Below are 21,785 nucleotides of genomic sequence, written 5' to 3'. Positions count from 1 at the left end.
CGAATTATGAAATCAAAACTTATTCTATCGATATTATGTTTATCTTCCCTATTTACAGGATGTATTAGTGAAGATAAAAACTATGCAGCCGATGGGGCTGAAAGTAGTCCTGAGGTCTCAATCTTCCGCTTAAGATCGATCTACAGATCTAACCCTATCAATATCAATGCAGATGTCATTGATGGCTCTAAATACACTGCAGGGGTAGTAGTTTCTAACCCTGCAACCAAAAACCTCCCTGAAGGATTGATTGCCGTGCAAAGCGAGTGGAGAGGTCAATCCAGAGGTATTTTGGTGAAAGTGAACAACCCTACGGACTATCAGTTCGGGGACTCTATACGTGTGGATTTGATAGGTGCACGTCTGGTTAAGGAGAACGAAAGATTGATTATAGACAATCTTCCAAGCCAGCCTACCGTCGTAGCGAAAAACATCCAAAAACAATACACTTCTGTATCTATCGGTGCATTGTTGAATAACCTTGAGTTATTCGATGCTCAGCTCATCAACGTTACAGCCGATGTAGACCCAGAGCCTCAACCGGGCACTACTTTTAGGGGTAAAAAACAGATTGCCGACGGAGAAGGCAAGAAAATCAACTTGGTGACCGAAGAGAATGCGTCTTTTGCTAATGAAAGTATTTCTCCTAGTGCTACGTTCCAAGGGGTAGTAATTGCGTCTCAAGAAGGACCTGAATTACGTCTACAAAAATTTGAAGACATGCTGTATCCTTCGGGTAAGCTGTATCCAGGATGGCCAGAAACTTTCGAGGAGCCATATCAAGGTAAAACAAGTTATAACGTAAGTACTACGCAAAACTTGTTGACCATGTCTACAGGAACTTGGTACTTATATTATGTTCTTCAAGGAGAGACTGCAGGTCGTGATCGTATAGTGTCAGGAAAACAGGCCTTACGGTTCCAGCAAAACCTTTCGTATAGTGCGTTGGCACAGATGAACTTCGACGTGCCTAATGGTGCCTCGAAAGTTACCTTCTGGTATGGTTCCTACTATACGGATCAATCTTGTACATTCCAATTGGAGTATTCGGTAGATCAAGGACAGACATGGCATCGTATAGGAGATCCTATCAGCGACGCACACCCCACCTCGCAAAGTCAGACGCCTAAACAAGCCGTATTCATGATGAATATCAAACAGCCTGTTCGTTTCCGAATCAACAAGTTGGGCTTAGGAACAAGTAACAACACCGTTTCCAACGGACGTTTGGGAGTTGATGATTTTGCAATCTATCAATACTTCGAGAACAACTAAACTTGCAACCTATATCAAGCTATCAGTCAGCGCAAGCTGACTGATAGCTATTTTTAACCCTAACAAACACCAATTATGAAGACACGTTTTTTCATACACGTTTTAAGCATCTTCCTGCTGGCTTTCGGAACCTTATTTCTCTCCTGTAGCAAAGACGGCGGTTCATCCACTACTACCCCTCCTACAGATGAAACAGGAAAGCCTATAACCATTACCGAGTTGTCCTTAGCTTCTTCCTACCTTATTGACAACAGCAAAACATTCACCATTGGAGGAAAAGGATTTGAAAAAAACGACGTCATATTGCTGAAAAAAAGGAATTCTTCTCAACAATATATATTCACCATAAAACAGCTCAAGGACAATGAGATTGTAGTCGAAACCAAAGACAACATTCCTGCTGATACATACGAAATATATATACAACGCGACAATAAGAGTAAACTTCTCGGCGAAACAACCATTACTATTGTTTTTAACGCCAATATTCCGGATAAGCAAGGAATGAACATAAAAGGATCGGTATATAGCCAAGGCAAAGGAGTGCCAAACGTAGTCGTGTCGGACGGAGAGACGGTGACCACCACGGACGAAAATGGTATCTATTACCTTTCATCCAACAAAACTAATGGATTTGTCTTCGTATCTATACCTTCCAATTACGAAGTTGCCGTGACAAATTCCATTCCTCAATTCTACAAGCCTATCTCTTCTAGCAAGGAGAAAATAGATCTTGTAGATTTCGAACTTATCCCTGCCAACAATGAAAATCATGTCGTAGCGTTCTTGGCAGACATGCATATCGCCAACAGAAACGACGACATTGCACAATTCAGAAACGGTTTTGTAAACGATATAACCACGCTAGCTAATCAAGTAAAGGGACAAAACAAAAAATTCTATGCCATTACTGTAGGTGACCAGACATGGGATCAGTATTGGTACTCCAACAATTTTGGATTAAGGGAGTTTAAGAACCTTATCAAGGATTTTAACTTTCCGATATTCCATGCTATGGGAAATCACGACAATGACCCCTATGTGGCAAACGATTTCCTTTCTGAAAAACCTTTCCGTGAAAATTTCGGCCCTACCTACTATTCTTTCAATCTAGGTAAGGTACACTATATCGTATTGGATAATATCATATACATCAACACTGGCGGTGGTCTAGGAATTATAGGCAGCAGAAACTATAATGCCACATTAACCCAAAATCAGATAGACTGGTTAAAAGCAGACCTTGCCACTATCACCGATAAGTCCACGCCAATAGTGGTGGTGATGCACATTCCGCTGCACAACGTCCCTAATGTGAACAACGTATATTCAAGCCGACTTACCAATTACAATGCTTTCATGTCCGCACTTTCGGGCTTCGAAAACGTGAAAGTAGTTAGTGGTCATACCCACTACAATTACAGAATTCTGCCTAATAACAGTACTAACACCAACGTGACAGAATACAATATCGCAGCGATATGTGCTACATGGTGGTGGACAGGCCGCTCCGGCTATGCCGACAACCATATCAGCAAGGATGGCAGTCCCGGAGGATATGGCGTCATGGAAAATAGCGGCAAAGACCTTAGATTCTACTACAAGAGCATAGGCTTCGATAAGAACTATCAGTTCAGAGCATACGATCTTAACAAAGTTCATATCACAGCGGACGCCTTCGCTCCTAATGCCAATGCCACTTATAAGCCGCAAGTTGCCGAATATGCAGGAGAATATGCTGTCGTAAATGACAAAAACCAAATCCTAATCAATGTATGGGGTTATCAGCCAAACTGGAAAATTACCGTGAAAGAAAACGGCAACAACCTTACCGTTAGCCGCGTGAATAAGAAAGACCCACTTCATATTATCTCTTATGAGCTGAAGCGTCTGAATGCCAATGCGGCCCCTACATCGGATTTTGTTACGAACAACACGTCACACTTATTTTTGGTTACGGCATCCAGCCCTACATCGACCATAGAAATTACGGTGGAAGATGAATACGGCAATAAATATCAGGAGACGATGACCCGACCAAAGACGTTTAATACGGCAATGAAATAACGAAAAAGAATAAACATACTTTCATCGTATGTTTATTCTTTTTTATTGATGTATATTAGAACACTTAAATCAGTATCTATGCGTAAACCTTTAAAAATATCATTAGCAATTGTTTCTTTGATACTTGCCACCACATCGTGTGCAGTAAAAAAAGAGCGTAATACTTATGTGGACTTCCCTAAATTTTCTTACGAAGCTCACCGTGGTGGTAGAGGCTTATATCCTGAAAACTCCATCGGCGGTATGAAAATGTCTATAGACTTCCCTATCGTCACCACCTTGGAGATGGATTGCCACATCACAAAGGACAAAAAAGTAGTAGTTTACCACGATGATTTCCTCAATCCTAAATTCGTGACCTACAGTGATGGATTAGAATTAAAGGGAAAAGACAATAAAGGATTGATCTATAATTACATCTACGAGCAACTTCAGCAGTTCGACTTGGGGTTAAAAGGCAATGTGGATTTCCCTCAACAGCGAAAAATTTCGACAAAGATTGCTCTTCTATCAGATCTTATTGACGAAGCAGAAAAATATGCTGCTTCCAAAGGCAAGAAGATGTTTTACAATATCGAGACTAAAAGTAATGAGAAGAAGGACAATGTGGCACATCCTGAGCCAAAAGAATTTTCGGACCTGATGTTAAAAATCATTTTGGATAAAGGCATAGACAAGAGAACAGTTATACAGTCTTTTGATAAACGTACTATCCAATATATAAACAAACAATATCCAACAGTTCGTACATCCTATCTTATCGACGCCAAAAACACCAAGACAGTTAAAGAGTTGGTAGAGGAGTTAGGTTTCAAACCTTTCATTATCAGCCCTAATTACAAAATCGTAACCGAGCAATTCGTAAAAGATGCCCATGCCATGGGTATAAAAGTTCTTCCTTGGACCGTAAATACTAAAGAAGAAATAGAGAAGCTAAAAGCATTGAACGTAGACGGAATTATTAGTGATTACCCTAATTTATTTTAAGAACAGAAGATAACATGTTAGGATTTTTAAAACCACCAAAACACAAAGAATTATTACCAGAACACCGTATAGATCCTGAATACAGAAAGCTGAGAATTCAAGTTTTCATAGGCATTTTCTTAGGATATGCGGCTTATTATTTTGTTCGTAAGAACTTCTCTTTTGCTGTCAAAGATTTACAAGATTCTTTAGGCTATTCCAAGGCGGAGCTGGGCTTTGCCATGTCAGCCATATCCATTGCATATGGGATAAGTAAATTTATGATGGGAAATGTTTCTGACCGAAGCAATGCCCGTTATTTCTTGGCTCTGGGTCTTGTATTATCATCGCTGACGATGATTTTCATGGGATTTTCATCCTTCGCCACCTCTTCCGTACTAGTCATGTTCATCCTTCTATTCCTTAACGGATGGTTCCAAGGGATGGGCTGGCCTCCATGTGGTCGTGTGGTAGTACACTGGTTTTCGATCAAGGAACGCGGTACGACTATGTCTATATGGAACCTAGCGCACAACGTAGGAGGTTTCTTGGTAGGCCCCTTAGCCATCCTCGGGGTAGAATTATTTATTGATTGGCAAGCTAGACTGTATTTTCCGGGCTTAGTGGCTATCCTTTTCGCCATTATTGCGGTACTAACGGTAAGAGACACCCCACAGTCTTGTGGCTTACCTCCTATCGAGAAATACAAAAACGACTATCCGAAGACCTATGAAGAGTCCCAAGAACAGGAGCTTACTGCCAAAGAAATTTTCTTCAAATATGTTTTCAACAATAAGATGCTTTGGTTTATCGCTATAGCCAATGCATTTGTTTACCTGGTGAGAAACGGTATTGTCAACTGGGCTCCTACCTTTTTGCAGGAGGCCAAAGGCTATTCGTCATCGGAGGCCGCATGGGCAGCCTCTATCTATGAGCTTGCCGCAATTCCTGGCACTATCCTTTGTGGTATCATGAGTGATAAGCTGTTTCAGGGTCGTCGTGCTCCTGTTACCATTATCTTCATGGCAGCCACCTTCATCGCCGTATTCTTTTATTGGGTTACGCCAGGCTCTTCACCATGGATTATCAATATTGCTCTTTGGGCTATAGGCTTCTTGATCTACGGTCCGGTGATGCTTATCGGCGTGCAGGCCCTAGATCTCGTTCCTAAGAAAGCTGCAGGTACCGCTGCTGGGCTTACAGGCCTCTTCGGCTATTTCATCGGAGATATGTTGGCCAATGCGGCCCTTGGAGGGTTGGTAGACAACAAAGGTTGGGATATTTCCTTCGAAGTGATTTTAGCTTCCTCTATCCTAGCGATTGTATTCACCGCCTTTACATGGAAAAAAGAAAAAGAAATCCTTAATGCATAAGGTTTAACCAAAATATATATTCCTTAATATTCCAAAAAAGTCTTGTGAACATATCACAAGACTTTTTTGTTAAATTAGATATCACAAGTCAGAACTTATGAAGAAGAAACTTTTCAAAATCCTAAATGCTTTCAATAAGGCGGTCTTACCTAAATACAGCAAAAAAGACCCTTCCAAATTATCTAAGTTTCAACTAGCGATAGTAGCATACCGTTACTATGTGCTTACCCGTTCCTTGGATTAACCGACTATATCTTTTGGCAGATTTTTGATATGCATTTCCGTTTGCGGATAAGGAATTGTGATGCCTCTTTCATCAAGAGCCATTTTAATTTTCTCCTGAAGATGATTATATATATCCCAATATTCATCACGGCTTATCCAACCCCGTACCGTCAAGTTTACTGAGCTGTCCCCTAGAGAACCCACAAATACTATTGGAGCCGGTTTTTTCAAAATTGATTTTTCTGCATGAAGAATATGGAGAATCGCTTCTCGAGCGACTTTAATATTATCATCGTATCCTATCCCTACTACAATTTCAAATCTTCTTGAAGTAATTTTTGTATAATTCTTGATTACAGAATTGGCCAATGTGCCGTTCGGACTGAATACACTTATTCCATTGGCGTCCCTAAGAATGGTGTATAACAAATCAATCTTTTCCACCGTCCCACTAGCGCCGTTTTCACTATCGATATAATCACCAACTTCAAAGGGGCGGAATAAAAGTATCAAAACCCCTCCCGCGAAATTGGATAGACTTCCTTGCAATGCCAGCCCTACCGCTAAGCCAAAAGCAGACAATACCGCTATAAAGGATGTCGTCTGTATACCTACTGTACTAGCAACGGTTAGAATTAAAAGCGTATAACATACAAACTTTAACAAACTGAGAATAAACCCTCGAATAGAAATATCGATATTCCTTTTCTCAAACCTGGATTTTACAATCTTTAAAATCAAGCTAATAACGTATCGGCCAATAATTAGAATTAATAGACCCGCAATTATCTCCGGCACTTTTAATACTAAGAGGTCTATTAATTTTTCAATTCTTCCTTCATAATTTTCCATAAAGTCTTGCTATTAATTTTCTGTATCCAAAGAATATACAACTTTCAAATGAATAATACCTAGTTTTTAGATAACTTTATCGTATGATTTATCTGGACAATAATGCTACCACACGGGTGGATGATGCTGTATTGGACACTATGCTTCCCTACCTGAAGGAGGACTATGGCAATGCTTCCAGCTTGCAGCACAGACTAGGACGTGCGGCCAACCATGCTGTGGAAACCGCCAGAAAACAGATTGCCGCATATTTTGGAGTATCGACAAAGGAAATTTTCTTTACCAGTGGCGCGACAGAGTCCATCAATATGGTATTGCGGGGAATCTGGGAGAGATATCAACATCTAGGAAAACATATCATTACTACCAAAGCGGAACACAAAGCGGTACTATCCACCTTGGAAGCTTTACAGAAAAAAGGAGCCCGGATATCTTATCTTTCCTTAGATAAATATGGGAATATTTCTCTCGAAGAGTTGGAACGTTCCATAACCTCAGACACCATATTGATGTGCTTCATGCATGCCAATAATGAAACCGGTGTAATACATCCCGTTGAGGAAATCGCCAAGATAGCCACCCAGCGGAAGGTTATCTTTTTTAGCGACACGACGCAGGCTATAGGCAAACTACCCTTCACCTATGGTGATTCGGGCATAGATGTATGTTGCTTTAGTGCTCATAAACTACACGGTCCCAAAGGTATCGGTGGTGTTTACATTCGACGCAAGTCCCGCCCCATACAGATTGAACCTCTCATCACAGGTGGTAAACAGGAAAATAGCCTGCGTGGCGGAACATACAACACTGCTGCAATAGCGGGTATGGGCAAAGCTTTTGAAATGCTCAGTGAGGCCACCCCCGGTGATATCGAAGCGAAAAGAAAGTATTTCGAAAACAGACTTATTGACGAGATTGAGGAGACGACTATACATGCAGCGCATGTACCAAGACTTTGCAACACCAGCAACATTCTTTTCAAATATGTACGGAGTGTGGAGTTGATGAGCAAATTGCCTGACATAGCTATATCATCGGGTTCGGCATGTGTGTCGGGAGATAGAGAACCTTCCCATGTACTTACAGCTATGGGCGTAGATGCCGAAGACGCGCTGTGCAGTATACGCTTCAGTCTTTCCAAATATACCACAAAAGAGGAGCTCGACAGCGCCATTGAAAAGATAAAAATGGCAGTACAATCTATCCGAAACAGCTCTCCAATCTGGCAGATGTATAAGGCCAACCTCTTATAAAAATGACAAAATTAATACCTTTTGCTATTGTCCGTTGCAAATTATTTACGAACTTTGTTTCAATCTTAAAAGATTAACAATTATGGTTACCGTAACAGAAAAAGCGAAAGAAAGAATCCTCCAGATTATGAAGGACGAGCAGTACGACGATAACTATTTCGTGCGTGTTGCCGTGGTGAGTGGCGGATGTTCCGGACTTTCTTACGACCTTAAATTTGACAACGAACAAAAACAAGGCGATCAGATCTTTGAAGACAAAGGCATAAAAATATGCCTCGACATAAAATCATATCTCTATCTGGCAGGAACAGAATTAGATTATTCTGACGGCTTAAATGGAAAAGGATTTGAATTCCACAACCCAAATGCTACAAGAACATGTGCATGTGGTGAAAGTTTTTCCGTTTAAGCAGCAACAAAATATAAAAAACAAGGAGCTGCATATATGCAGCTCCTTGTTTTTTATATTCACAACAAAAACTTTTTACAATTATTATTTTGATTGATATTGTATTATTTTATTACATTTATCACAAAAGATAACCAATTAGATTTAATAACTGAATGAGCAGAGATTTATTAAAAAGAGAGCAGGCTATAACATTTGTAAAGGATACTTTTTCGACATATCTAAAAAAAGCACTAAACCTAATTCCTATTTCATCACCCTTAATTGTCTTAGATGGCACGGGTATCAACGATGACCTTAATGGCATTGAAAGACCGGTATCATTCCCTATCAAAGCATTGAACGAGCAGCGTGCCGTAGTGGTCCATTCATTAGCCAAATGGAAGCGCATTCGTCTAAAAGAACTGGAATTAGAACCGGGTGAAGGTATTATCACCGACATGCGTGCTTTGCGTCCTGACGAGGATTACTCTCCTATACATTCCATATATGTAGACCAATGGGACTGGGAGAAAGTAATCTTGCCGGAAAATAGAAACCTAAGCTATCTGAAGCAGACAGTCAAAGCCATCTATCAATGTCTGGTGCAGACAGAAAAAGATGTAGAAGCCCAATACCCACATCTGAAAGCCGTTCTACCGGAAGACATTACTTTTATCTCCTCCGAGGAGCTGTTGCAACGTTATCCCGATCTGACACCTAAAGAGCGCGAAAATGAGATTGCAAAAGCTTATGGCGCGGTATTCATCTATGGTATTGGAGGAGTGCTCTCCAATGGTTTTGCCCACGACGGGCGTGCTGCCGACTACGACGACTGGAGTACACCGAACGAAGAGGGCTACGAAGGACTTAATGGGGACATATTGGTATGGAACCCCGTGATCCAAAGTGCATTCGAACTGTCTTCTATGGGAATACGAGTGGATAAGAAAGCCCTTCAGCGACAACTTGAAATACGTAACTGTCCGGAAAGAGCCTCATTAGCCTTTCATCAGATGCTATTGACTGATCAACTCACAGAATCTGTAGGTGGAGGGATTGGCCAATCGCGCGTATGCATGTTTATGTTGAAACTATCCCACATCGGGGAAGTGCAGGTAAGCATTTGGGACGAACATAAAAAGAAAAAATTGACGGAAGAAAATATATACCTATTATAAGAAGAGCTGCCTATGGCAGCTCATTCTATTTCAACAGTTTTACAGAATATAAATCCTTACGGCGGTCTTTGAGATTTTGTACCGTCCCATATTCATGCAGGTCGCGCAAAGCATATAAATCTACGTCAGCGATCAACACCATTTCGGCATTAGGGGTAGCCTCCGCCTTCACCGCATTATTCGGAAAGGCAAAATCCGAAGGCGTAAACACCGCTGACTGTGAATATTGAATATCCATATTGTTGACATGCGGCAGGTTGCCCACAGAACCGGCAATAGCCACATAGCATTCATTTTCAATGGCTCTGGCCTGTGCACAATGCCGTACACGCATATATCCATTCTGCGTATCGGTCATATAAGGAACAAAAAGTATTTTCATCCCCTGTTCTGCCAAGATACGTCCTAACTCCGGAAATTCTACATCATAACAAATCAATAAACCGATCTTGCCACAGTCAGTATCGAACACTTTGACTTCGTTACCTCCCACCATTCCATAATATTTGAGTTCATTTGGCGTAATATGTATCTTACGGTACTGGTCTACATGCCCATTACGATGACACAAGTAGCTGGCATTATATAGTTTTCCGCGTTCGTAAAGGGGCATAGAGCCTGCAATGATATTTACGTTATAAGAGACGGCAAACTTAGAAATACGCTCCGAAATTTCTTTAGTGAAGCCGGCAAGCTTTTCCATGGCCATCCTCTCCGGAAGGTCGTTATAAGGGCGCATCAGCGGAGTATTAAAAAATTCCGGAAACATAATAAAGTCGGCACCATAATCACTCACCGCATCCACAAAGAACTCCACTTGGTCGTAGAAATCTTCCAAATCTTCGAAAAGACGCATCTGCCACTGCACTAACCCCAAACGAATGGTTTGTTTCGTAGCTGAACTAGCCCTGGCATTAGGGTCGTAATAAATGTTGTTCCACTCCAGAAGGGTGGCAAATTCTTTGGATTCCGAATCTCCGGGAAGATAATTCTTAAGGATTTTCTTCACATGGAAATCATTAGACAGCTGAAAGGTAAGTGTAGGGTCATATATTTCCTTACGTTTTACCTTTTCGATATATACGCGCGGACTCATCTCATCCGCATAATTATAGTAGTTTGGAATACGTCCACCGGCAACTATGCCTTTGAGGTTCATCTGCTCACAAAGCTCCTTGCGGCTATCGTACAATCTTCTACCGAGTCGTAGGGAACGATAATCCGGATGTACGAACACCTCTATGCCGTACAGCGTATCACCGTTGTAGTCGTGCTTGGTAAACTTTCCATCATCCGTGATTTCCAAATAAGAATCTTCAATAGACGTTTTTTTGGAATCTATTATTATGGAGAGCGCACAAGCTACGACATGGCCATTGGCCTCCACACAAAACTGACCTTCAGGAAAGATATCTATAAGGTCTACAATATTTTCCTTAGACCATATCCCTCCAATACCATGATATGCCTTCGACATGGATTTCCGCAAATCAGCATAATCCTTTTTCGAAAGCAATCGAACATGAATATCCATAAATTGAATAATATTTTTGGTATAACAATTCGAACTCTCAAATTGTTTGTTATAAAACAATAAAAAAAGTAACCTCATCCAATTGATGAGGTTACCTACCCAAAGCTAGTTAAATTTATTATTGTTTATTGATTTTTTCTTCTAGCATTTTGATGAAATAGCCCCCCACTACCGAACGGGCTTTAAAGCCGGCACGAACTGGCTTATCCGTATAAATCCAATCCGACATTGGCAGACGGTCTGTGGTCTCATGCATAAAGTTATATACTGGAGTGATAAACTTCCGGAAAGTATCTATGTCTTCAGCCATGGTAGCGGTCCACATAATCCAATCTGTCTTCGTGTAAGTACGTCTGTTATCCAAAGGCAGACCATACTTATTTTGTTTGGTAAGATAATATTGGATTTCCGTCTGAATGATGTCTTCATCAAAAATATGCATCCCTAAAATCTTATCCCAGACCAGATTATACTTTTGGCTCCAGGTCCCGGACTTATCGAAGGTAAGCTTATAGTGGTCGCCATCTGCCGCCATCACTTTCCATATTGAAGCCATCTCTTTGGCTTTAGCTATATATTTTTTCGCCACATCATTCATTCCCAACATTTTGGCAAGATGACCGTAAGCAGCTATGGCTACAATAGCTTTTACAGAAAGGTTGGCATTATGGGCAAAATGGCCTGCGAAGTCATCCGTACACAGCTGGTTGTCGGGATCCTGTCCATGTTCGACAAGATAGTCTGTCCAGGTGGTCAATACTTCCCAATGTTTTCTGGCATATTCGGCATTCTTCTCCATGCGCGCTATCGCATAGGTTAGGATAACCATATTTCCGGACTCTTCCACAGGCATATCACCCCCATAGGTCTGTCCATTGGCAAGCGGATAAGTGCCGACATCATGCGCCGCAAAAGGCTTTTTCCATCGCTTGCTTTCACTATAGTAAAATATGTGGTTGAGTAAGCCTTTAGCCAGCTCAGGATTATAATATAAATATAGAGGAGCTGAAGGATATGTCACATCCACAGTACCTATAGAGCCATTGCTGTCATTCTCTTTGGAAAGCCACAGCAAATCATCATTAGGAGCTTTTACAAGTTTATGGGCAGCAATAGACTGACGGTAGGCGAGCGCTGTCAACGATGCATATTCTTTGCCGCCTACACGCATGGCCGTGTTCCACAACTCCACATCAAACTTTTCACAAGCGGTCCTTAATGTTGCAAATTCTTTATGGGCAGCTTCGAATTGTTTCTCTATAGAGCTATCTTCATTTCTATTCCAATAGGGCCTTAAATTCTGTCCGAAATACTGAATAGAATATATATCATCATATCCCAACAGGATCTTGTCGGAATAGCTTTTACTCACCGCAAAGTTTTGCGTTAAGACCAGCTGTCTTCCTTTATCTGAAGAGTCCAGTTTGTTGTCATTCATAAATGCTGAGCGTAAGGTTAGTCCATCTCCTGTGGCGGTTCTTGTCTTGGAAGCATCGGCAGCCATATAAAAATATCCCCAATCTATACGGAGATCATCCCCCTTCTTGCCGAGGATTTCCTGACTTTTGCTACCAGTCTTAACATATGCCAATCCTCCAGACTTATATTGTGCCAACGTGGACTCTTGCAGAGGATGGTTTAGCGCCCAGTTAGTAGAGGCTTCCACATACAGCTGTACCTGGTGTTTTTTCCCGTCTAAGGATTTCACTGTGTAGGCCAAATAGTTTACAGGACGAGACACCAAATCCAGATTTTCCAGCAATAGAGGTGCTATAAAAGAAACCTCAAGGCGTACGGGGCCACAATCGAACTCGTAGTGCGTTTGTGTGGCCTGCACATTTACTGACAACTGTTTGGCTGCCTGAGGAAATATCACACTATTCTTCTTTTCTGTATATAGTCCGAAATCGAAATAACCATTAGCTACGCGGTTATAACAGTATCCGGCTAACACATTTTTGCCCTTTTTAAGAGTTTTTACCGCAGCTTCTGGCAGTTTTACCCTTCTATTTTTTCCTGTCGCCTGTCCGGTGTTGGCCACTTCTATTCCATTTACATAGATAATGGCATCATCATCGTGGGTAAACTCCACGTAGACAGGTTTCCCCTGCAAATCCTCATTCAGGTAAAACTCCCTACGTACCCATATTTTTGGTTCCTGCCAATCTGTTTTGGCTGCAGGCTCTTTATCCTTTGTTCCGAAAGGAGCTTCTCCTCTTTTCCATCCTTCATCCGAAAAGTCAACATTCATCCAGTCGGCGGAAGGTTCTTGCATCGTAAATTTTGCGGACCACCCAGCCTGTTCCGCCATTTTGGCGATGGCTTCCAGCTCAATGTCTTCCTTTCCCATAAATCTATATGCTACGCCGTCGACTTTCAGTACTCCCAATAGCGGAAAAGGCTTACCTGTCCAATGACGCACTGCATCATCGTATAGGTTATCACTATAGGACCAAGCACTGGTATTAGGATCAATGGTTATCAGCGGAAAGGCAGGAGCACGAAGCTCATTTCTGTTTGCCTGCCTTTGTGCTGATACCCCTAAAAAAGCACACAAAAAGATAGCTACAAGTGTAATTTTCAATTTAAAATTCATGATATCATTTAATCTTGAGACCGGTTTAGGTTTTAATGTTTGTATAATTTACTATGCACTTTAAATAGCTCACTTTCCGGAATTTTAATGACCTTTCTGTCGTATGTCATCAAGCCATTCGTTTCTACCTCTACGTCCGTAGTCTGCGTATACACGGCTGCAGAAAGCCCCATAGGAATTAATTTATCCAGCTTATCGATCAGCTGTTTATAGCGATTAAATAATTCTTCTTTATTTTTGAAGGTCTGGTAACCCCAATTGTCTTTTTGTTGCCATGTATGACCTTCCACAGGCAGTCCTAATCCACCAAACTCTCCAAGAGCCAAGATCTGCTTATCGCCAAAGACATGTGGGTCAGGCATAGCCGCATCAGGATAATTGTGAATGTCAAGGATATGTCCTGTATACATAAAGTTTCCGCCGCTGGCACTGTTTACCAGACGTGATGTATCGAAGTTCATGGTCCACTCCGTAATCTCTTTGGTTTTGAATTGTCCCCAAGCTTCATTGAAAGGCACCCACACGACAATTGACGGATAATTGTGTAAGGCCTCCATAATATTTTTCCATTCCTTACGATAGTAGCTTTCAGATTCCGGCGAACGTTGCTTATCTCTGTTATTTCCAGAAATTTTTCCCGGCTGCATATCCCAAGCATTACCTCCTAAATCTCCACTTGGCATATCCTGCCATACCAATATTCCTACGCTGTCGCAATGACGATACCAGCGTGCAGGTTCCACCTTTATATGCTTGCGGATCATGTTGAATCCCATTTCTTTAGTTTTGATAACATCGAATTTCAATGCCTCGTCCGATGGTGCTGTATGCAAACCATCCGGCCACCATCCTTGGTCTAAAGGTCCAAACTGAAAGACAAATTCATTGTTAAGCATCATACGTTGAATGCCGTTTGCATCTTTCTGCATCGAAATTTTGCGCATCGCGAAATAGCTTTTGGCTTTGTCTATAACCTTACCTTTTCGAAGCAGTAGTATTTCCAAATCATACAGCTTAGGATTAGAAGGAGACCAAGCCTGAAGATTAGGCACATCGATTTCCAAAGCGGTATTGACAGTACCTGTCTTTTGCGTAATCTCTTGTTGTCCGTCGAGCACCACTACCTTTATCTGGTCACCTGCATTTTCATTGGTGACGAAAGACTCTACAGTCAGTTTCTTTGCATCAAATTGCGGAGTATGCTTGGTCTTAACAATATAGGATTTAGGCACACTCTCGACCCATACCGTTTGCCATATTCCAGTAACTGGGGTATACCATATACCATGCGGATTTTTTATCTGCTTACCACGAGGTTGAGGACCATCGTCGGTTGGATCCCATACTTTTAATATTATATCCTGTTTAGCACCCTTCTTCACAAAGGAAGTAATATCCATGGTAAAAGGATCAAAGCCGCCCTCATGCGTTCCTACATGCTTGCCGTTGACATAGACGTCACAGCGCCAGTCTACAGCACCAAAATGTAAGAGTATATTATCTTTATTGACATTCTTGTTCAAGGTTATTGTACGGTGGTACCATAAAGCTTTGTCTTTCCCTACAGTTTTACCTACCCCTGACAGGGCCGATTCTACGGCAAAAGGCACTAGGATTTTACCCTCCCACTGTTCCGGAAATGCTGTTCTGTCGGCATCAGTGATGGCGTAATTCCACAATCCATTAAGGTTTTGCCAATTGTTTTCTCTGACCAAGATAGGTCTTGGATATTCCGGATGAGGATTTTCGGGGTTCACCTTTTCCCCCCAAGAGGTCATAATTTTGGATCCTGCAGGCTTCCAATCCTGGGCAAAAGAGAACTGCGAAGCCAGCAATAAACATGCTAATAAAATCTTCTTTTTCATCTGAATACTTTAATTGTAATAATGTTAGTTGACTACCGGGAATGCAGATACTCTGAGGCGTGCTGCTCCCATAGGTATGAGTTCTATAAGTTGTTCTTTGGTTTCTGTAACGATAGGGCTTTCCGGCAGTTCTGCCGTAAGACCATAACGGTCTATACCCCATTCCTTTAGTTGCTTGGCCTTCACAAAGATGGATATAGGTACAGCATCCGCCTCAAAAGGAAAGGAATCTTTTGGCCATTCGCGTGTTACGACTTTGAGCTTATGGACATTTTGCAGCTCACTTTCCACAATACCGAAGTTCCATTCGCTGCCGGGTAGGATTTCGTAGGAAGGCCATTTACTGGCGTCGGCATCTTCCTGCCATCGCGAGTCCCCTATAGCCGAAGATTTACTGTCTTTGGGTACATACTCTTCTTTGATCTTGAGTGAATAGGTTAAAGGGCCACGGCTTATACTTACCGATTTTTTATTCTTTTCCCACCTGTTGAAGGTGATATGCATTGGCAAATGAACTATCACTTTATCGCCATCCTGCCATGCACGATCAACCTTAAAATATTTGGCTCCCTCTCTCACACTATAGACTTTACCATTGACCGACACCTGAGGATTTTGAGCCCATTGGGGGATGCGAAGGTAAAGAGGAAAATTTACTCTCTTTCCTTTGGTTATCACTTCAAAGCGGATGCTTTCCTCAAAAGGATAGTTGGATATTTGCTTTATCTGAATTTCCTCTTGTCGAGCTACTTTGACATTAACTGTCGAAGCCGCATACAGCACCACTGCGATGCCATTATCATTCGTCGCCATATAAAGATGTTCGGCATAATAGGGCCATCCTTGACTGTGATTATGTTGGCAACACCTCGAACTGAAAGGATTCATCATCAGGAAAGGGCCACTATTTTCTATACCTGGAGCGTGATTGCGGCTGTCGCTGATAGTCATATTAGGACTAGTGATATACCTTAGGGCTTTAAAGTCTGCTGTTACCGCAGCAGGATAGGTGTTGAAGGCCACCTCCTCCGCATGGTCTGCCCAAAACGGATCTCCCGTTATTCCCAACAAAATTTCGTCGGAAGCCATCTGTTCTACCATTCCACAGGTTTCTACGCCTTGACGTGGATCCGTGTATCCCGGACGGGCATTCTCATCGGCGCCAAACATACCTCCCGGCACCTGTCCGAAAATCTCCCTGACAAAATTAAAGTTACGATAGGTCGCCAACAGGTCTTCTTGGGCATGACTTTTCAGAAAATAAGTCGCCGGCTCACGAAAGCCTTGAGCTATGTTGACATTATGCCAATTGGGAAGATCGTTATGCTTTCTCCAATTGGCCGTATTGCGATGAATCTTATCTGCCAGTTCTAGCAGCCACTCATTACCTTCCGTTCTGTTGTAAAGCCAATATACCGAAAGAAGATTGTCTCCTCCTCGACTATTTTCCCAATAATCTTTCAAGAAAAAACTATCCGGAAGACTATGCTGCCATTTAAAATATCTGGTCATCAGCGTTATCACACGTTGGTCTCCGCTATATTCATAATACGATTGCAGGCACCATAGCATGATCATGTTGCCCCAGAGGTCCGGCTTGTTATGTTTTAAAATAAGAGGTCCGAAATAACCATCTGGTCGCTGGCTGTTCAAAGCACCTTCTATCCATATTTGCGCCTCCTTTAGTATCTGCTCATCTCTCAGGATATAGCCTAAATGGGCATATCCTTTTAACCAATAAGGTACTTCCTCCCAGCCGTAATCGCCCGTGCCGTCCTTGCTGAGCCAAGCGTTATTTTTCTTATTAAGCCAAGCACTAATCTCTCCAAGCTTTCCTGTCAAGCCATCCCGCTGTAATTCTAGGTATCTTCCTAACCATCCTGCCGGACGTATACTTCCTACCGGAAGTTTAATCAAAACATTTTTACGTAATGGAGCCTTGTTGTTGACATAATTGACATTTGTAGGGGTAATAGGCAACGCATAAACCGACTCAGCACTTTCCTGCTGACCCCGGCTTACAGCACAAACAAGGACCATAAATACACTTAAAAATGTAAGTCTTAGCATGGATAGAAAGGTTTATAATTAGTATCTCTATTGTTTATCAAAGATAATCAGCCATTAGCAAGGAAAAATAGCATTTTATCTCAAAAAAATATCTTTTTGTATCAATACGTTTTTATCCTTGCAATTCCTTTTTTAATTAAAAGGATTATCTATTTTTGAAATAATAGACATCACGAAGAAAAAGTTTATCACCAATTATAAATCAACAGCCAGATAGATGTACAGACTAAAGATATGGTTTTGTTGGGTCATATTCTTGGGATGTTTACCGCACGGTAAAGCCCAGCCCTATTATTTCAACCGTTATCAGATAAACGACGGGCTATCCAACAATACGGTTATCTGCAGTATGCAAGACAGCTTTGGTTTTCTATGGTTTGGAACAAAGGATGGTCTGGACCGTTTCGATGGCAACAATTTCAAACATTTTGACATTCTCAATGAGGTAAGAAACACCATAGCCAACAACATCATTTCTTTGGTTGAAGATGAGCATAAAAATATCTGGATAGGCACGGACCAAGGTATATACATCTACAATCCATTCAAAGAATCTTTCCGGTTGCTAAACAAAGAATTTGCAAATGCGGATGTGCCTGTCATCGTCATTGATAACCATAATACTATTTGGTTTATTGCTGATGGTATAGTTCATCATCATATACCACAAAAAAACGCTACCGAAAGAATCCATAACCGTATTTCGGCCACGGCTCTTCACTGCGGGAAAAATGGACAAATATTTTTAGGAACCATAAGTGGACAGATTTTCGCCGTCAGCGATAAAGGTTGCTATACCGAAATCATTGACTTTTCAAAACTTTACGGCAACTCAGATTGGTACAGCATCCAAAAAATAACGGAAGATAAGGACGGCAACCTTATCATCGGCACGGCAAAGGCCGGGGTTGCCCGATTAACCTTATATGACAAAAAAGTCGATTGGTTTTTAGGATTACAGCAGCTGAATCAATTCTTATATGTGCGTGATATCCTTATAAAGAACGACCACGAATACTGGTTTGCCACCGAATCGGGATTGTTTATTTATCATACGGATACAAAAAAAATTACCAATATCCGCAAGTCGGAAGACAACCCTTGGGGAATTTCGGACAACGCGCTCTACAGTATCGTTAAAGACAGGGATGGCGGCATCTGGCTAACAACCTACTTTGGTGGCGTCAATTATTATAATGAAAACAACAACCTCATCGAGAAATTCATGTCTTCCAAACAAGGGGGGCAGCTTTTAGGTACTGTAGTACGTATCATAGCGAAAGACAAGCAAGGCAATATATGGCTAGGAACTGAAAACGGAGGGCTTAGCAAATTAAATCCCTCGACAGGAGAAATTGAAAACTATAGCGAACACAATGCTGCTCTCACCAACAATAATATTCATGGGTTACTTCCACTGGACGAAAAAATATTGCTAGGCACCTTTGTATATGGCATGGACATCTTCGATACCAATAAGAAAAGGGTTGTCACCCACATCGAACCCGATGGTAAGAACAATTCCGGCCTGAAAAGCAACTTTTTATACTATTTCTACACAAACCGTAAGGGAGAAGTGTTGGTTGCTTCTACGCAAGGACACTATAAGTTCGATCATAAATCCAACACCTTCCAAGAGATTACCAACGTTCCCTTGAATAATTCCTATACCACTATTACGGAAGATTGGGAAGGAAACATATGGCTTGGTACCTGGAGAGACGGTATTTACATGTATAATCCCGACAGTCCGGGGCACATACATTTTGTTCATGACCCACAGCAAGATAATTCTTTACCTAACAATAAGATTAACTGCCTATTTCAAGATCGTAAAGGCACGATATGGGTAGCCACAGAGGGAGGAGTGGCAAGAATCATCAAAGATAAAAGTGGGAAGCATCAGCTGAAAGCGGTGAACCTCCATCTTCCCAGCAAAATTGTACTGGCTATCCTAGAGGATCGACAAGGCAACCTTTGGATTAGTACTTCCAAAGGATTAATACGCTATAACCCTTCAACACAACATCATCGCCTGTTTAACTTAGAATCCGGGCTACCTGCTATACAGTTCAACTATAATTCAGCATTCGATGATGGAGAAGGTACCTTTTATTTTGGCACCATAAACGGGTTAATACGCTTCTCTCCCGAAAAGCTTAACAAAATCAATTACAACCCAAACACGCCGATTTTCATTACCAAACTATTGGTAAATAACAAAGAAATAGACCTCAGAACAGAAAACACTGTTCTCACACAATCCATTCTCTTTACGGATGAAGTGGTATTGAAATACGATCAATCATCCTTTAGTTTGGATTTTACGGCCTTACAGTATGATGCTCCTAAGTCCATACGTTATAGCTACAAACTTGTAGGCGTCAATACGGATTGGGTGACAGTGACGCAAGCCAACAGAGCACATTTTACCAAAGTATTGCCCGGAACTTATGAGTTTGTCGTGAAAGCAGAAGACCCTAACGGCAACCCCATCTCTTCTATACGAACACTGAAAATAAAAATTTTACCTCCTTTCTGGGCTAGTATACCAGCCTTTATCATATATGCTCTTCTGTTCATCGGGCTGATAGCATTTATAGCTTATCACTTCAAAGAGAAAGTCAAACAAAGAAACCAGCAACACCTGCTGAAAATCCAAAACCTTCGTGAACAGCAACTCTATCAAGCTAAAATGGACTTCTATACCGATGTGGTACATGAAATCAGAACGCCGTTAACCCTGATAAAAGCACCTTTGGAGAAGTTAATCCTGAAAATTCCTGCTAATCCCGTGACGGACAAATTACTCCAAACAATTCAAAACAACACAGAGAGGCTAATAGAATTGAGCAACCAATTGTTGGACTTCAGAAAGGTAGACAACAAGGCATTCAAATTCAAATTTGAGAAAAAAAATATAGGTCTGCTTACCCAAGATATAATAACCGATTTTAAGGTAACGTTGGAATCTCAAAATAAAACCCTGCGCTCTTCCATTCCTCAACATCTGGAATGCTATATAGATGTAGAAGCTTATGAAAAAATTTGCACAAATCTATTGAACAACGCTCTGAAATATTCACATGCGTATATTGAAGTAGTACTGCAGCAAGATGACAAGCGAGAGTCATTGATTCTCACGATAAAAAACGACGGAAAGGTCATTCCTCCAGATGATAGAGCCTATATTTTTGAACCCTTCAGCAGATTGAAACGAAGCAAAAGCATTCCGGGAAGCGGCTTGGGCTTAGCATTAAGCCAATCCTTGGCACTTAAACTCCACGGAACGTTAAAATATGAAGTAGATAATAAAAATTTGAATACCTTTACTTTAGTACTACCACTAAACCAAACTCATATCTATGAATACGAAAGCTAATCTCTTGTTGATAGACGACCATGTCGAATTATTGGAATTTATTGCCGACGACTTGGCAGAAGATTATAATATCACCAAATGTACAAGTGCGGTAGATGCATACACCTTGATGGAACAGGAAAACTTCGACCTCGTAATCAGCGATGTGATGATGCCCGAGATGGATGGCTTTGAGTTTTGCGAAAAGGTAAAATCCAACATGAGCTTAGCACATATACCTATCGTCCTGCTTACAGCAAAAAACACACTGGAATCCAAAATCAAAGGTCTTGAACAGGGCGCGGACGCCTATATTGAAAAGCCATTTTCATTAGCCTTTCTAAGAGCACAGCTGGCCAGTCTTCTGAAAAACAGAACCCGCATCAAAGAATTCTTCATTAAAAATCCTACTTCGCAAATACAACAGATTGGCCAAAATCAAAATGACAAGGAGTTTCTCAAAAAAATCGAAGAAATCATACTCCAAAACTTAGACAATCCCCAATTCAACGTGGATAAAATGGCTGATATCCTTTGTATGAGCCGTCCTACCCTCTACAGAAAGATAAATGTAGTTTCCAGCCTTTCACCCAATGAGTTGATTAATCTCACAAGACTGCGCAGAGCCGCCGAATTACTTGCCCAAGGTAACCTTAAGATATACGAAATATCCAATATGCTCGGTTATAGCTCGGCACAGCATTTTTCGCGAAACTTTCAAAAACAGTTTGGTATTACGCCTAGTGAATTTCAAAACAAAAAATCATAACAGGCTATAC

15 protein-coding genes are annotated in these 21,785 nt (G+C 41.3%); 10 read left to right on the top strand and 5 right to left on the bottom strand.

Annotated elements, in window-relative coordinates; all coding sequences use genetic code 11:
- Positions 1-6 precede the first annotated feature (6 nt).
- From ABD873_RS03035 to ABD873_RS03015, 5 genes are all read left to right on the top strand, one after another.
- Entirely contained in the window at positions 7-1,275 is a 1,269-nt protein-coding gene (locus ABD873_RS03035) for a DUF5689 domain-containing protein (RefSeq protein ID WP_345064479.1), read from the top strand.
- A 75-nt stretch (positions 1,276-1,350) separates the two neighbouring features.
- Entirely contained in the window at positions 1,351-3,342 is a 1,992-nt protein-coding gene (locus ABD873_RS03030) for a calcineurin-like phosphoesterase C-terminal domain-containing protein (protein WP_345064476.1), read from the top strand.
- Positions 3,343-3,420: 78 nt separating this feature from the next.
- A complete protein-coding gene (locus ABD873_RS03025) occupies positions 3,421-4,329 on the top strand; it encodes a glycerophosphodiester phosphodiesterase family protein (RefSeq protein WP_345064473.1) in 909 nt (302 codons plus the stop codon).
- Positions 4,330-4,343: 14 nt separating this feature from the next.
- Entirely contained in the window at positions 4,344-5,681 is a 1,338-nt protein-coding gene (glpT, locus tag ABD873_RS03020) for a glycerol-3-phosphate transporter (protein ID WP_345064470.1), read from the top strand.
- A gap of 97 nt (positions 5,682-5,778) precedes the next feature.
- Positions 5,779-5,925 carry a hypothetical protein gene (locus ABD873_RS03015; RefSeq protein ID WP_197053482.1) on the top strand — a complete coding sequence of 49 codons (147 nt, stop codon included), beginning with the start codon at positions 5,779-5,781 and terminating at the stop codon, positions 5,923-5,925.
- Here ABD873_RS03015 and ABD873_RS03010 read toward each other — a convergent pair.
- The gene (locus ABD873_RS03010; RefSeq protein ID WP_345064465.1) at positions 5,922-6,758 is read right to left on the bottom strand and encodes a mechanosensitive ion channel family protein; all 837 of its coding nucleotides are present in this window, start codon (positions 6,756-6,758) and stop codon (positions 5,922-5,924) included. The genes ABD873_RS03015 and ABD873_RS03010 overlap by 4 nt on opposite strands.
- 83 nt (positions 6,759-6,841) lie before the next feature.
- Between ABD873_RS03010 and ABD873_RS03005 the strand changes: the two genes are divergently transcribed.
- From ABD873_RS03005 to asnA, 3 genes are all read left to right on the top strand, one after another.
- Positions 6,842-8,011 carry a cysteine desulfurase family protein gene (locus tag ABD873_RS03005; RefSeq protein WP_345064462.1) on the top strand — a complete coding sequence of 390 codons (1,170 nt, stop codon included), beginning with the start codon at positions 6,842-6,844 and terminating at the stop codon, positions 8,009-8,011.
- Between the two features lie 82 nt (positions 8,012-8,093).
- Positions 8,094-8,420 carry a HesB/IscA family protein gene (locus tag ABD873_RS03000; protein ID WP_039052915.1) on the top strand — a complete coding sequence of 109 codons (327 nt, stop codon included), beginning with the start codon at positions 8,094-8,096 and terminating at the stop codon, positions 8,418-8,420.
- 155 nt (positions 8,421-8,575) lie between these two features.
- Complete coding sequence (gene asnA, locus ABD873_RS02995) at positions 8,576-9,580, top strand: aspartate--ammonia ligase (RefSeq protein WP_345064458.1); 1,005 nt, start codon at positions 8,576-8,578, stop codon at positions 9,578-9,580.
- 25 nt (positions 9,581-9,605) lie between these two features.
- Here the strand turns inward: asnA and ABD873_RS02990 are convergent, their stop codons facing one another.
- The 4 genes from ABD873_RS02990 to ABD873_RS02975 all read right to left on the bottom strand — a co-directional run bounded on the left by ABD873_RS02990 (position 9,606) and on the right by ABD873_RS02975 (position 17,645).
- The gene (locus ABD873_RS02990) at positions 9,606-11,114 is read right to left on the bottom strand and encodes a carbon-nitrogen hydrolase family protein (RefSeq protein ID WP_345064455.1); all 1,509 of its coding nucleotides are present in this window, start codon (positions 11,112-11,114) and stop codon (positions 9,606-9,608) included.
- Between the two features lie 118 nt (positions 11,115-11,232).
- A complete protein-coding gene (locus ABD873_RS02985) occupies positions 11,233-13,710 on the bottom strand; it encodes a glutaminase family protein (RefSeq protein WP_345064452.1) in 2,478 nt (825 codons plus the stop codon).
- A gap of 32 nt (positions 13,711-13,742) precedes the next feature.
- Complete coding sequence (locus ABD873_RS02980) at positions 13,743-15,575, bottom strand: glycoside hydrolase family 2 protein (RefSeq protein WP_345064449.1); 1,833 nt, start codon at positions 15,573-15,575, stop codon at positions 13,743-13,745.
- Between the two features lie 24 nt (positions 15,576-15,599).
- Positions 15,600-17,645, bottom strand: a complete 2,046-nt coding sequence (locus ABD873_RS02975; RefSeq protein ID WP_039052913.1) for a beta-L-arabinofuranosidase domain-containing protein — start codon at positions 17,643-17,645, stop codon at positions 15,600-15,602.
- A gap of 217 nt (positions 17,646-17,862) precedes the next feature.
- On the opposite strand from ABD873_RS02975, the gene ABD873_RS02970 reads away from it, so the two are divergent.
- Both ABD873_RS02970 and ABD873_RS02965 read left to right on the top strand, forming a co-directional pair.
- Positions 17,863-21,027, top strand: coding sequence for a ligand-binding sensor domain-containing protein (locus tag ABD873_RS02970; RefSeq protein WP_345064442.1), 3,165 nt, complete (start codon positions 17,863-17,865; stop codon positions 21,025-21,027).
- Positions 21,011-21,775, top strand: coding sequence for a response regulator transcription factor (locus tag ABD873_RS02965; RefSeq protein ID WP_345064439.1), 765 nt, complete (start codon positions 21,011-21,013; stop codon positions 21,773-21,775). Before ABD873_RS02970 ends, ABD873_RS02965 begins: the two co-directional genes overlap by 17 nt.
- Positions 21,776-21,785: the final 10 nt, after the last annotated feature.

Origin of the sequence: Sphingobacterium thermophilum (assembly GCF_039541675.1) — a bacterium.
GTDB lineage: Bacteria > Bacteroidota > Bacteroidia > Sphingobacteriales > Sphingobacteriaceae > Sphingobacterium > Sphingobacterium thermophilum.
This window is presented reverse-complemented; position numbering and strand designations above follow the sequence as displayed.

Coding starts and splice junctions, on each gene's coding strand:
- ABD873_RS03015 (WP_197053482.1), top strand. CDS start 5,779: ATGAAGAAGAAACTTTTCAAAATCCTAAATGCTTTCAATAAGGCGGTC.
- ABD873_RS02980 (WP_345064449.1), bottom strand. CDS start 15,575: ATGAAAAAGAAGATTTTATTAGCATGTTTATTGCTGGCTTCGCAGTTC.
- ABD873_RS02965 (WP_345064439.1), top strand. CDS start 21,011: ATGAATACGAAAGCTAATCTCTTGTTGATAGACGACCATGTCGAATTA.
- ABD873_RS03025 (WP_345064473.1), top strand. CDS start 3,421: ATGCGTAAACCTTTAAAAATATCATTAGCAATTGTTTCTTTGATACTT.
- ABD873_RS03005 (WP_345064462.1), top strand. CDS start 6,842: ATGATTTATCTGGACAATAATGCTACCACACGGGTGGATGATGCTGTA.
- ABD873_RS03035 (WP_345064479.1), top strand. CDS start 7: ATGAAATCAAAACTTATTCTATCGATATTATGTTTATCTTCCCTATTT.
- ABD873_RS03000 (WP_039052915.1), top strand. CDS start 8,094: ATGGTTACCGTAACAGAAAAAGCGAAAGAAAGAATCCTCCAGATTATG.
- ABD873_RS02985 (WP_345064452.1), bottom strand. CDS start 13,710: ATGAATTTTAAATTGAAAATTACACTTGTAGCTATCTTTTTGTGTGCT.
- ABD873_RS02975 (WP_039052913.1), bottom strand. CDS start 17,645: ATGCTAAGACTTACATTTTTAAGTGTATTTATGGTCCTTGTTTGTGCT.
- glpT (WP_345064470.1), top strand. CDS start 4,344: ATGTTAGGATTTTTAAAACCACCAAAACACAAAGAATTATTACCAGAA.
- ABD873_RS02970 (WP_345064442.1), top strand. CDS start 17,863: ATGTACAGACTAAAGATATGGTTTTGTTGGGTCATATTCTTGGGATGT.
- asnA (WP_345064458.1), top strand. CDS start 8,576: ATGAGCAGAGATTTATTAAAAAGAGAGCAGGCTATAACATTTGTAAAG.
- ABD873_RS02990 (WP_345064455.1), bottom strand. CDS start 11,114: ATGGATATTCATGTTCGATTGCTTTCGAAAAAGGATTATGCTGATTTG.
- ABD873_RS03010 (WP_345064465.1), bottom strand. CDS start 6,758: ATGGAAAATTATGAAGGAAGAATTGAAAAATTAATAGACCTCTTAGTA.
- ABD873_RS03030 (WP_345064476.1), top strand. CDS start 1,351: ATGAAGACACGTTTTTTCATACACGTTTTAAGCATCTTCCTGCTGGCT.